9 protein-coding genes are annotated in these 12,407 nt (G+C 41.6%); 5 read left to right on the top strand and 4 right to left on the bottom strand.

Annotated features, from left to right (window positions below):
* The gene (locus tag ACSSU7_RS02995) at positions 1-2,586 is read right to left on the bottom strand and encodes a chemotaxis protein CheW (RefSeq protein WP_492517254.1); all 2,586 of its coding nucleotides are present in this window, start codon (positions 2,584-2,586) and stop codon (positions 1-3) included.
* A 660-nt stretch (positions 2,587-3,246) separates the two neighbouring features.
* Here ACSSU7_RS02995 and ACSSU7_RS02990 point away from each other — a divergent pair.
* Both ACSSU7_RS02990 and ACSSU7_RS02985 read left to right on the top strand, forming a co-directional pair.
* Positions 3,247-3,630 carry a thioredoxin family protein gene (locus ACSSU7_RS02990; protein WP_492517253.1) on the top strand — a complete coding sequence of 128 codons (384 nt, stop codon included), beginning with the start codon at positions 3,247-3,249 and terminating at the stop codon, positions 3,628-3,630.
* A 23-nt stretch (positions 3,631-3,653) separates the two neighbouring features.
* Entirely contained in the window at positions 3,654-4,382 is a 729-nt protein-coding gene (locus tag ACSSU7_RS02985; RefSeq protein WP_492517252.1) for a cytochrome c biogenesis CcdA family protein, read from the top strand.
* Between the two features lie 51 nt (positions 4,383-4,433).
* On the opposite strand, the gene ACSSU7_RS02980 is transcribed toward ACSSU7_RS02985, so the two are convergent.
* Complete coding sequence (locus ACSSU7_RS02980; RefSeq protein ID WP_492517251.1) at positions 4,434-4,664, bottom strand: DUF2798 domain-containing protein; 231 nt, start codon at positions 4,662-4,664, stop codon at positions 4,434-4,436.
* A 125-nt stretch (positions 4,665-4,789) separates the two neighbouring features.
* On the opposite strand from ACSSU7_RS02980, the gene ACSSU7_RS02975 reads away from it, so the two are divergent.
* Positions 4,790-5,722 (top strand): LysR family transcriptional regulator, encoded by a 933-nt coding sequence (locus ACSSU7_RS02975; RefSeq protein WP_492517250.1) that lies wholly within the window; start codon positions 4,790-4,792, stop codon positions 5,720-5,722.
* A 6-nt stretch (positions 5,723-5,728) separates the two neighbouring features.
* Here the strand turns inward: ACSSU7_RS02975 and ACSSU7_RS02970 are convergent, their stop codons facing one another.
* Together ACSSU7_RS02970 and ACSSU7_RS02965 are read right to left on the bottom strand one after the other, a co-directional pair.
* Positions 5,729-7,507, bottom strand: a complete 1,779-nt coding sequence (locus tag ACSSU7_RS02970; RefSeq protein ID WP_492517249.1) for a monovalent cation:proton antiporter-2 (CPA2) family protein — start codon at positions 7,505-7,507, stop codon at positions 5,729-5,731.
* A 363-nt stretch (positions 7,508-7,870) separates the two neighbouring features.
* Positions 7,871-8,965 carry a CHASE3 domain-containing protein gene (locus ACSSU7_RS02965; protein ID WP_492517248.1) on the bottom strand — a complete coding sequence of 365 codons (1,095 nt, stop codon included), beginning with the start codon at positions 8,963-8,965 and terminating at the stop codon, positions 7,871-7,873.
* Between the two features lie 526 nt (positions 8,966-9,491).
* Between ACSSU7_RS02965 and ACSSU7_RS02960 the strand changes: the two genes are divergently transcribed.
* Together ACSSU7_RS02960 and ACSSU7_RS02955 are read left to right on the top strand one after the other, a co-directional pair.
* Entirely contained in the window at positions 9,492-12,029 is a 2,538-nt protein-coding gene (locus tag ACSSU7_RS02960; protein WP_492517247.1) for a sensor histidine kinase, read from the top strand.
* Entirely contained in the window at positions 12,026-12,394 is a 369-nt protein-coding gene (locus tag ACSSU7_RS02955; protein ID WP_492517246.1) for a response regulator, read from the top strand. The genes ACSSU7_RS02960 and ACSSU7_RS02955 overlap by 4 nt, the downstream gene beginning before the upstream one ends.
* Positions 12,395-12,407: the final 13 nt, after the last annotated feature.

Genomic DNA, 12,407 nt, shown 5'->3' with positions numbered 1-12,407 from the left:
TTAAACCTCAGCAGTCTCTTGCAAGCAACTACGCAACTGCTCAATATTAATAATTTGCAGCATCTGCGCTTGTGGATCTTCCGAGCTAGATAACACCAGTTCGTTCACCACCTGATTGTAAGCCGATATCTCAGCACCTACTGGGCGCACCTGCTCCATTGGAACATCCATCATTTCACCTAACGCATCTACAACCAGGCCAATATACTCACTATCGATTTTAACCACGACGACTTCCGTAATTTTTTGATTCACAGGCTTCGCACCACCCAACAGCATACAGGTATGCACAAGCGCCAGTGAGTTACCTCTATACATCAAGTAACCAGCTACTATATCTTGCTCGCCACCTGAAACTGGCAAATGCGTACCTACTTGAATCGCACTTGCAACCTGACTCGCCCTAAGCGCCAGCCAATTATTCCCAACATAAAATGTAGCGAGTTGCATGTTGTAAATACTGTTGTGTATAGCGTGCTGCACATACGCGGGCTTGAGCGACTCTACCTGTTGCACCGCCTGTGTTTCCTCTCCCAGATAAATCAGCACAAATGCAAACACCTCTTGCTGGTAATGGTCGGCAATGCCTTTATATTCACGATACCCAGCAGACTTACTGCAACCGACTGCATAGTTTTTATGGTGGAATGTCACTATTTTGCACGTAGACTGCCCGTTCTCCAGCGCAAAAAAATCATCACTAATATCAAACAAATCACCGGCAGAAAAGCTCTTATGCGTAGAGGTAATCACTGATTTATCCGCATCAGTGTAAACCGCAAAGCTGTAATCAAACTGCTCTTCCTTCTGCATTGCCACCTGATCCTGCGGCAGTACATCCTGCAACATTGCCAAAAACTGCGGTGCGGCATCAAACACAATGCCAATTCCACCTAGTACCTGGCCGTCATCTATTGCATGGATAGCAGTCGCGTAAATATAGCTAGGTAATGCGTTATATAAAGGGGTAGCAACGAAGTCAGAGACTACATAATCCTGTGCTGTTCTTAATGCCAATGCCTTCCGCACCCACGGTTCCGTCAGCACCTGTCCCTGCAAATGTTGCTCTTGCTGGTTAGAAACTGCGAGCACCTTACCCTGCGTATCAAACACGATGATATTGCTATAAACGGTATACAGGCTATTAATATAATGCAGCACAGACTGTATTTCGCTCACATCTTGTGTTTGTAGCGCACTCTTACTCATCAGGCTTCTAAACGTTGTGGTGAGTGCCCACCAGCGGCAGTCATTAGCACGTTCGTATAAGTTGCGATCCATAATATCAATGGCAAGTGCGGCCATATTCATGCTGTCTTGCAGTACAGATGCAATTACGGTTTTTTGAATATCTGCAATTGAGTTCTCAAATATATGCTTGGTCAACACACCGGTGTGCTTAATCTCACTAAGCAGTACTTTGGACACAACTGCATCACTGCTGCTTTTGTCAGTCGCTTGCTGTACGTTTCCGTTCCACACCAATCGATTCAGTTCACGTTGAATTTGACTTGCGCTGAGAGGGATGCTTTTAATCTCCGCATTAAATAATGCACCTTGCATCACAGAGTCTAGCAAGGCAGCCGGTAAGTCAATTGCCACATTAGACTGCGGGCTAAATACCTTTCTAAGCGGAACCATCACAAACCCCAGCCAGCCTGAGCCATGATAGCCTTGAAAACCATCAGTCTGTCGTGCACAGCAAAAGTACTCAATTCCTTCATAGTTCACTAAGCTGTAGTCTTGATTTAAGTCCGGTTTAAACCTTGTGTTTAAAGCCAATTTATCAGAGCTACTTGCAATGACCCTACCCTCTTGATTGAGTAAGGCAACAATGGCTAATTGATCATTACTTAACAAATCAGCAAAAATGCCATCACACTCATTTTTGAATTTAAAGCAGAGGCATATCACTCCTAAAGCATGACCGTCATCAGGCGATACAACGCGATAGGAGTAAATTAAACTATTTTGCTCATTAGGTAATAAATCGCTATACCTAAAGTTCTCTACATAGGTGTTTTCTGTATGTAAAGACTCCATAATCAAAGGGTCTTTAGATTGCGTTACTGGATTACGCTGGTCTAACTGCAGCACCACATTGCCCTGCGTATCTAACAGGATAATATTGTGATAAACAGAATATTTGGCAACATACTGCTCAAATCGGTCTAATAAATACTGGCGCTTTTCACTCAAAATATCAGATGTAGGCTCAGACTCAAGCAGCTTCAGGTATGCACAAACATCATCGTCCGTTGCAATAAAGCCAATATCAGCCGTACGCTCAAATAGATTACGAATCATGATATTAATCGCCACCTGCGCCTTAAACGCATATTGACGTACCGACTTATTCAATAACTCCAACCCTAATTGATTAAGTAAGGTTCCCGTCAACTGTGTAAACTCTTTGCGTGTTTGAGATAGCTCAGTATCCAACTTTGCGAGTTGCCCTAATACTGATAAATAATCCCACGCTACCTGCTGCTTCTGTAAATCATCACGATAGTTTTCAACGCCATTCATATGTCGAATCACTCCATACAAACGATCATCTACTTCAAAACCTTTGTAATAGCTCATCTTTATTACCTTTATACACAACCAACATCAAACAGCAACCGAGAATCATTACTGACACAAAATTTGGACGAAAAAAAAGGCGCATGACAACCGACCAACTCTTTAAAAAGAATAGTCAATTATCAAGACGCCTTTGTCTTGAACCTCTTATAAAATTCGAGCCTACGTTGGCTCTAATATTCTGCGTTACTTGTTTAGTACAGCAATCCGCCGTTGGACACCAATTACCAAACAATCTGTTACAAATACTTACATTTTATTAATCATATCAGAAAAATATTAGGTTCCCACTAATTTCTAGATTTACCTCAAACATTAGATTATTTTTAAAGTAACCTAATCAAAGTGAATAATTTCAGCTTAAAGCATGATGTAACGTCTGACTTTAAGAGCGCGCCTTATCGTACCAAACTTGGTGGTTGGGTTAGCATTTACCAACACTCTCCAATAGCCTTAACAAAAGCACGGACACTTGATGGTAAATCTGTATCGGTTTTGGTGTTGTACCTACAACATTTAACTGTGCCATCACAGCCATAGTCTGACATCTCTTACAAAAAACTTTTTGGCGATAGTGTCGCCCTGAAATTTTTCAGCAAAACCTGTAAGGAAGCATCTGCGCATGCGACTAACTAGCACATTCTATATTCGGAGTTTTTCATGAAAAGTTTATTAAAGTCCTTACTGCTAGTATCTAGCTTGCTTATTGCTGGGACTGCTTTTGCAGAACCTACCGCATTCAGCCAATCCCGTTTTAATCAATTACAGGCAGCAGGTAAATCGATATTAGTTGAAGTTTATGCACCATGGTGCCCTACTTGCCGTGCTCAAGCGCCTGTTGTTGATACGTTACTCAAAAAGAAAGAGTATCAATCTATATACGTATTTCGTGTAGATTTTGATAACCAAAAAGAAGCTTTAAAAACATTTAATGTGAGTAAACAAAGTACATTAGTTGTTTATAAAGGGTCGAAAGAGATGGGACGCAGCACTGGAGATACCTTATCAGCAAGCATAGAGAAGTTAATTAAAAAATCACTCTAGATAAATAATAAGGATTGCTAATCATGATTGCTCATTTTGGTGTTTATGGACTAAGTTTTCTTGCGGGGATACTGTCTATCTTATCCCCATGTGTATTACCACTTGTCCCCATTATCGTAGGGACTGCACTCAATACGCATAAATATGGGCCCTATGCACTAGCAATTGGATTAGCCATTTCATTCACGGCAGTTGGGGTCTTCATTGCCACCATTGGGGCTTCAATCGGCATCGACCAAGAAGTATTTAGAACAGTTGCTGCCATCCTTTTAATTTTATTTGGTGTTGTATTACTTTCCGGGACATTACAAGAAAAATTTGCAAGCATCACTGCGGGCATTAGTGGGTCTGGGAATACTTTATTAAACAAAGTATCTACAGACTCATTATATGGTCAATTAATCTTAGGATTACTGTTAGGTATTGTATGGAGCCCATGCGTAGGGCCTGTTTTAGGCGCAACCATCACTTTAGCTAGTCAAGGTACCAACTTGCCTCACGTTACATTGGTGATGGCTTTATTTGGACTAGGCGCTGGCTTACCACTCATCATATTAGGTTCTCTTTCAAGGCAAGTCATGATGAATGTCAGAAATAAATTATTTACCGCAGGTAAAATTGGCAAACGCATTCTTGGAATCATTTTATTGCTTGTGGGCTTACTTATTATTTTTGGATTAGATAAGCAATTCGAAGTTTTAATTGTAAAAGCATCACCAGATTGGTTAATCTCGCTCACCACACGGTATTAAATTTTCCGAGCTGGCTTTTGGGATTGCTGGCACCAATAAAATACCTAATGATTATTGTGCTTCAACAACCCATGACATGAGTTTAACCACAATAGGCCTTACAAAAAGTATGCATACAAAGGCAGATGGCATAGCCAATGTATAGGCATGAATGACACGCTGCAAGTAGCCAACACCAATACCGCTATTAGCAGCCACAATAATGGTGCACATCAAAAGTGCCATGATCGTAGCCATAAAAAATGCGAACACGTAACCGGTATATCGGTGAGGAATTTTCATGATTGTCCTAGAAGTTAAAGATTATGGTGCCACTGTAACTCCTAACCAAATCTGTGCATAGAGCACTAACACTACACTCAGTTTAAATATAAACTATCGAATCACTACACAAACTCGATAGTTATATGGATACACTAAGAAGCATTGAAAGTTTTGTTAAAGCCATAGAGGGCGGGAGCATTGCAGCTGCGGCGCGTATGCAAGGCATTACCCCAGCAGCTGCCAGCCAAAATATCATCAGGCTTGAAGCGTCACTGAATGCTCGTTTGCTGACGCGGACAACCCGCAGCTTAGCCTTAACTGAGGCCGGTGCAATCTATTATGAAAAAGTACGTCATGTTATTAATGATATTGAAAACGCACAGTCATTAGTGACAGAGTTCCAAGGTGAGCCCCAAGGTCGGCTGAGAATAGCAACGTCTGCGGCATTTGGTCGGCACGTACTCTCCGCCATTATTCCGTCATTTACTGCCATGTATCCCAAGCTATCGATTGAGTTAATTCTTACAGACCAGAATATTGATCACGTTAAAGAAGATATTGATGTCAGCATCCGATTCAAGCAGCAATTAGAGCTTGGTTTGGTTGCAAAAAGGATTGCCACTATTCCTGTGCTGTTTTGTGCGTCTCCCACTTATATTGATCGCAAGGGAGAGCCGCATACACCCGAGGACTTACAGCGACACGACTGCCTAATGTTTCGCATGCCCACCAGCGGACGGTTATTGAACTGGGGATTTTTGCGCGATGAGCTGCGCTTTGAGCCTGAGCTTAAACCGACCATTATCAGTAACGACATCAACTCACTAGCTGAACTAGCTATTGCTGGCGCAGGCATCGCAAGGCTTGCTGCATTTATTGCTAATCCGCTGATCAAAAGCGGGAAGTTAACCTCGTTATTCCAACAAGATAAAACAAACCCTTCAATTATGCATGCTGATAATGAACCACTGGAGTTTTATGCCTGCTTTCGTGACCACCACGCCATGACATTAAAGGTAAAAACCTTCATCAGTCATTTAACTTCCGCCCTTCCCTCCACTTGGGATGTGATTTAACGTAAATTAGCTGCTCTCAGATTTGACTGACTCGTCCAACTCAAGTGCGAGCAAATCTTTAAGATCCTGGCGCCCTTTTTCAGAGATATTCATTAATGCATTCATATCGTGTTTAATGGCTCTGGCTGCTTCAAGCTGCTCTATATCATGGCGCTCAAAGTGTTTAATGATTTTTGCGGCAGAGGCTGGCGTTTCACCCAGTGCCAACAAAGCTTGCTTGGCCGCAGCTAATGATGAGTAAAAAGTCTCGCGTATAGGATCCAGCCCTATATCAAGCAAATCAAAAGCATCGGTTCTGCTGCGCGCTCTTGTAACAACAGCAAGGTTAGGCCATCGCTCCCTTACCAGCTTACCGATATTGAGTGCAGCCACCGGGTCATTCACAGAAATCACCAATAACTTTGCTGTGGCGATACCGGCCTCCTCTAGCAAATCTAACCTGGATGCATCGCCATAATAACAACGCCATTTAAACTTGCGCATCAGATCAACCTGATTCGGGTCATTATCAATTAAAGTTGCCGTAATGCCTTTAGCCAGTAGCACCCTGCCAACGATTTGCCCAAAGCGCCCAAAACCAGCAATGATAACGTTATTGTTTTCCTCAATATTATCTTTAGGACGCTCACCACATTGCAGCGTTAAAAATCGATCATAAAGCAATAGCAATATGGGGGTGATAAGCATAGAAACTGCCACAATCGCATTGAGCACATTGTAAATCTCACGCGGAATGGTGTTTTGCGTGAAAGCGATGCCAAATATCACAAACGCAAACTCACCAATTTGCGAGAGCGCAGCACCATATAACAAGCCATCTCTCAACGAGTATTTAAATACATAAGCAAGGCCTAGCAATATAGCCATCTTGACCATTACGATCAGGAAGGCTAACCCGAAAATCATCAATGGTGAGTTCGCCAATAACGATAAATCTACAGACATGCCAACAGCGATAAAAAACAAACCTAATAGCAAGCCTTTTACCGGCTCGATATCCAGCCTAAGTTCATAGCGATACTCAGAATCTGCTAACAACACGCCGGCCAAAAATGTACCAAGCGCCATAGATAAGCCCACAGATTGCATTGCTAACGACACACCGATGACTAAGAGCAATGAGAATGCGACGAAAATCTCACGAATCTCAGTCTGCGCCACAATGCGCATAATAGGACGAAGCAAGGTTCTGCTAGCCACAATGATGGCGGCAATTACAGCCAATGCTTTCGCCACTGCCCAAACATCAAAACCAGATTGACCACTATCTGGCGCAATAAACGCCAGCAACATAAACAATGGAATGACTGATAAATCCTGAAACAGCAATGTGGCAAATGATGCCTGCCCGCCAGGTGTGCTCAACTGTTTTTTCTCTGCAAGTGCAGTGAGCCCAATTGCAGTAGACGACATCGCCACGCCCATACCAATCACAATAGCTACAGGCCATGAAAAATTCATCATATGCGCAACGATTGCTACTAGCCCTAATGTGCCAACGACTTGTAACCCGCCTAGCCCGAATAATATCTTTCGCAGTTCCCAAACCTTTTGAGACTCAAGCTCTAAACCAATCAGAAATAGCATAAGCACTACACCAAACTCAGCAAAATGCAGCACATGCTCAGGGTCAGGAATAAGCTTTAATGCGTAAGGACCTATTAATATCCCGGCTATTAGATAACCCAGCACTGAACCTAAACCTAGCCTTTTGAAGAAAGGCACCAGCAGGATGGCTGATGATAAATAAATCATCGTTTGAATCAGAAAATTAGAAGTGCCCATAGGAAGTCATCGTTTTTATAATGAATGTTAGGAGTTATCAATATTCGCGTTGCTCAGTGCCATATAGGCACATGCAGTATTGTAGCTGCTAAATAAACTTTTACTTGGCAAGGTTATGTGAATCCACATTAAACACATACCATGGCAACGCTTATATCTATAAGGCTACCCACAATATAATTAAAGTTTTACTTTATAATACTTAAATAATTAATTGAATATTAATAATAAATTAATCTTTAAAATAACGGGGACAGTACCAAAATATTATAAAATAAAATGCTGCTAGTGCAGCATCTGAAAGCCAAAGCGGCTTGGATTGAAAAATAAAACATATTAAGAATGTTTTATCAAAAACTACGATTAATGGAAAACCGCCTGATTTTTACCTGTCGCTTTTGCTTTATACATCGCTTCATCTGCGGCGGAAATTAAAGTCTTAATGTTTTTCACTTGGTCAGGGTAAATAGCAATACCTATGCTGATACCCATAAAAACATCCGTTCCTGCTATCGAGATTACTGGTTCTTTAAGCGCTTGAATAATGCGATTAGCAAGAATTAACAGCTCACTAGCATCATTAAAATTATGCGCAACCAGCGCAAACTCATCGCCCCCTACCCTCGCAATAAAATCAGTATCACGTAGCACGTGATTGATTTTAGTCACTGCACCAATCAAGGCATCATCACCCGCATCATGTCCATATTGGTCATTGATTAACTTAAACCCATCAAGATCCATATATAACAAACCAATTTTTTGCTTACTTCGGCCCGCTTGTGAAATAGACCTTTTCAGATATTGCTCAAAATTTCTTCTATTAGGTAAATGGGTTAATGCATCATGCATGGCAAGGTAGCCAAACTCCTCAGCAAGCTCTTGACTAGAGGATGCATGCTCAAACAGAGCAATGGTTCTTTTATAATTAACCAGCAATATACCAATAATTAAGAATACAACCACCAGCGCGGCAAGTTTCAAGCGATTAATGGTGATTGACAGCGTTGCCCCAATGCGGTCATTTTCATCACGCAAAATCTTATCAAGCTTATTCACTTCATCAGCAATTTCGTCCGTAAGCACCTTGCTAGCGCCTGTCGAAAATTTTAAATGCGGAGAATATGACCCTGCCGTGAGCTGAACATGGAGTGTAGATTCGATTGTGCTGAATTTTTCCTGAATCAGCTTATCGAGCTTAATCAGTATAGGGGTAAATTCTTTGAAGTCTTTTTCACGGCTTTTAATTTCAGAAAACAACAAAGCCGTATCTTTAGCTGAGCGATTATAAGGCTCAAGAAACTGCACACTACCGGTGAGAAGATAACCTCGCAACCCGGTTTCGGCATTCACAATGGTATTCATGAGTTTGACTACTTCATAGCGTGTGTCTGCAACTTTTACCTTGCGATCACTTAGCACCAACAAGCTCTGCGCGCTAAAAAAGACCCATGACATTGCAATCAACAGTATGATCGATGCAACAATCGGTGGCAGTAGAATCTGTTTTCGGTAATTTAGAATAGAAAACTCCCCTTTCTGAAAGCACCAAAACTTACAGCTACAATAGCCTCAATTACATTAGAACGTACAAAATATCAAAATATTCAACCTATTACAGTATACATAATGCACCAAATATGTGCAAAATGTATATACAGGCTACGCTTAATTATTCACTCACCACACCATCATTATGGATAAATTTATTTAATATCTGGTAGTGAGTTTTATTGTTTATATTTAAGTTATTTGTATTAACTATTCGAGTGTTGCTATTTCTTATGGTTCACTGCATGTTTAATGCAGATAAAACCCACTTAATATCATTTCTCTATGGAAAATATTGAATAATAATTAAGCATATATACTGTTTTTATATTTCACTTAAATTAAATTACGTGTAGATTATTAACAGTAAGCGGTTTTATTTTCTTAATGATTATAAAATTGAAAAACAAAAAACTCTAAAGAGTGAAATATCTTGACAAAACATAGTGTTAAGAATCAATCCATCGGAGAAACGACTAACCAATCAGAGCGCCAGATTGGTGAAGCGAGGTATCGGGCACTCTTTGAATATGCGCCCGACGGCATCCTTATTGCCGACGCGCAAAGCTATTATCTGGATGCCAACCCCAGCATCTGCAATATGTTAGGCTATACCCGTGATGAGCTGGTTGGACTACACGCTACTGACATTGTTATTCAGAGTGAGGTTCCTCACATCCAATCCGCGCTAGATACTATTCAAACAAAATCTGGTTACATGCGAGAGTGGCAATTACGGCGTAAAGATGGCTCTATTTTCAGTGCGGAGATCATGGCAACCACCATGCCAGATGGCAACCTGCTGGGTTTGATACGAGACATTACGGTGCTGAAAGAACAGCAACGGGAAATTTCTCAACTATCCCGGCTTTATGCTGCGCTCACTAAAATCAATCAGGCCATCATTTGGCTACCTACTCGAGAAGAATTATTTAAAAGAGTGTGTCAGACTCTGGTGGATGAAGGTGGCTTTCATATGGCCTGGATAGGCTGGCACGATGCTAAAACCCACCAATTAACTCCGGTAGCATCTTGGGGTGAGCATTCCAATTACTTTAACAATATCAAAATTTATGCGGACGATAAGCGAGCAGTCAAACGACCCATTAACTTAGCGCTTCGCTCCGGTGAGCCCTGTATCTGCAACAACATGCTGGAAGACCACGCCATGCAGGTTTGGTGTGATGATTTAGTCCGTCTCGGGTTTCGTGCATCAGCTGCCTTTCCGATTCAAACAAAAGACAAAGTAAGTGGCATTCTTAGTGTTTACACTAACCAGACTATGTTTTTCCATGATAAAGAAATTTCATTATTGGCAGAGGCCGTAGGCAATATTTCTTTTTCTTTAGAAAACCTAGAGCGCGAGGAAAAGCGTAAACAAGCAGAACTAAATGCTGAAAACGAATCATTATTTTCAGACATGATGATTGAAAGCATGCCAGGGATCCTCTACTTCTATAACCACGAAGGAAAATTCTTACGCTGGAATCGCAACTTTCAAACCGTTTCTGGCTACTCCAATAAAGAAATCACAAAAATGCATCCGTTAGATTTCTTTGCGCCTGAAGAAAAATCTGTCATTAGCAATAAGATATCGGAGGTATTTACCCGAGGACAAGCATTTGTAGAGGCATCGTTGCTATCTAAAGATGGTAAAAAAACACCTTATTTATTTACTGGTAGAAATGTTACCTTCAAAGGCACTGATTGCTTAGTCGGCATGGGCATAGACATTAGCGAACGTAAAAATGTAGAGTCTAGGCTCGATGAAAGCGAGCAAAAATATGGTGAGCTTGTGGAGTCTGCAAACAGCATTATTCTGCGCTGGAACGCTCAAGGCTATATCACCTTCCTTAATTCATTCGGGCAACGTTTTTTTGGGTATGCTTCTGATGAAATCATTGGCAAGCATGTGATTGGCACCATTGTTCCATACACAGATAGCGCCGGGCGTGACCTACAACAACTGATGCAACAGATCTGCTTAGACACAAAAGTATTTGAACAAAATATCAATGAGAACATACGTAGCAATGGTGAAAGTGTATGGATCTCATGGACGAACAAAGTAGTGCTAGATACGCAAGGCCATGTGGTAGAAATACTGAGCATTGGTAATGACATCACCGAGAGACTATTCGCCGAACAAGAGATTCGCGAGTTGAATGCAAGCTTAGAAAAGCGCGTTACAGAGCGTACTGAAGAGTTACAAACCGCACTCGTTCGGGCAGAGGCCGCAGATAAAATCAAATCAGCTTTTCTAGCCACCATGTCGCATGAGCTAAGAACGCCATTGAACTCAATTATCGGATTTACCGGCATTATTTTACAAGGCATGGCAGGCCCGCTCAATGCTGAGCAAACCAAGCAGCTTGGCATGGTGAGAGGCAGTGCCAGACATTTACTTGAGTTAATTAATGATGTGCTGGATATTTCTAAAATTGAAGCTGGTCAGTTAGAAGTTAAGTGCGAGGCTTTTGATCTGGTAGCACTCATAGAGCGAGTAGTTAATTTATTAACACCGACGATAGAGAAGAAGGGATTGCTACTTCACACCTCTATTAGTCAAGAGTTAGGTAGCATCAATAGTGACCGCAGGCGGCTTGAACAAATATTAATCAATTTACTCAACAATGCTGCCAAATTTACAGATAAAGGCAGCGTCAGCATTACCGCAGAGTTACTCCGTGATTTCAAAATCTCAATAGACGCTACCCCTGCTCCATTTTTAAAACTAAGCGTTACCGATACAGGTATTGGCATCAAGCCTGAAGATCTGGATTTACTATTTCAGCCATTTCGCCAAGTAGATAGCGGGCTGTCTCGTTTGCATGAGGGCACAGGGCTAGGGCTCGCCATCTGCCGTCGTTTACTAGAACTCATGGGCGGGCAAATCTCTGCCGTTAGCGAGTGGTCAACTGGCAGCAAATTTATTGTTTTACTGCCTATAGAGGGTGTGGTCAAATCATGAAAAAAACCGTCCTACTCATTGAAGATAATGAACAGAATAGTTACTTAACCACTTTTCTTTTAGAAACGCATGGCCTTAATGTGGTCACAGCCGCGGATGGCGCCACGGGCATTCATTTAACAAAAGAATTATTACCTGACTTGATTCTGTTGGATATTCAACTACCCATGATGGATGGTTATGCTGTGGCTAATGCCTTGCGAAAAATAGAGTCATTAAAACAAGTACCAATTATTGCTGTCACATCATACGCTATGGTTGGCGACCGTGAAAAATGCTTAGCCGCCGGCTGTAACGGGTATATTGAGAAACCAATCAACCCTGAAACATTTGTAGCAGAGATTTCCCTTTACCTAACCGCTTGATTCGCTGTCCAAG

The organism is Methylotenera sp. E1MeOHC1, from assembly GCF_058745595.1.
The sequence above is the reverse complement of the archived record's forward strand: the minus strand, read 5'-3'. Positions and strand labels throughout refer to the sequence as shown.

What these genes read in the sequence shown, in the direction of transcription:
- ACSSU7_RS02955 (WP_492517246.1), top strand. Translation starts at nt 12,026, where the DNA reads ATGAAAAAAACCGTCCTACTCATTGAAGATAATGAACAGAATAGTTAC.
- ACSSU7_RS02970 (WP_492517249.1), bottom strand. Translation starts at nt 7,507, where the DNA reads ATGGGCACTTCTAATTTTCTGATTCAAACGATGATTTATTTATCATCA.
- ACSSU7_RS02990 (WP_492517253.1), top strand. Translation starts at nt 3,247, where the DNA reads ATGAAAAGTTTATTAAAGTCCTTACTGCTAGTATCTAGCTTGCTTATT.
- ACSSU7_RS02985 (WP_492517252.1), top strand. Translation starts at nt 3,654, where the DNA reads ATGATTGCTCATTTTGGTGTTTATGGACTAAGTTTTCTTGCGGGGATA.
- ACSSU7_RS02980 (WP_492517251.1), bottom strand. Translation starts at nt 4,664, where the DNA reads ATGAAAATTCCTCACCGATATACCGGTTACGTGTTCGCATTTTTTATG.
- ACSSU7_RS02965 (WP_492517248.1), bottom strand. Translation starts at nt 8,965, where the DNA reads ATGTCATGGGTCTTTTTTAGCGCGCAGAGCTTGTTGGTGCTAAGTGAT.
- ACSSU7_RS02975 (WP_492517250.1), top strand. Translation starts at nt 4,790, where the DNA reads ATGGATACACTAAGAAGCATTGAAAGTTTTGTTAAAGCCATAGAGGGC.
- ACSSU7_RS02995 (WP_492517254.1), bottom strand. Translation starts at nt 2,586, where the DNA reads ATGAGCTATTACAAAGGTTTTGAAGTAGATGATCGTTTGTATGGAGTG.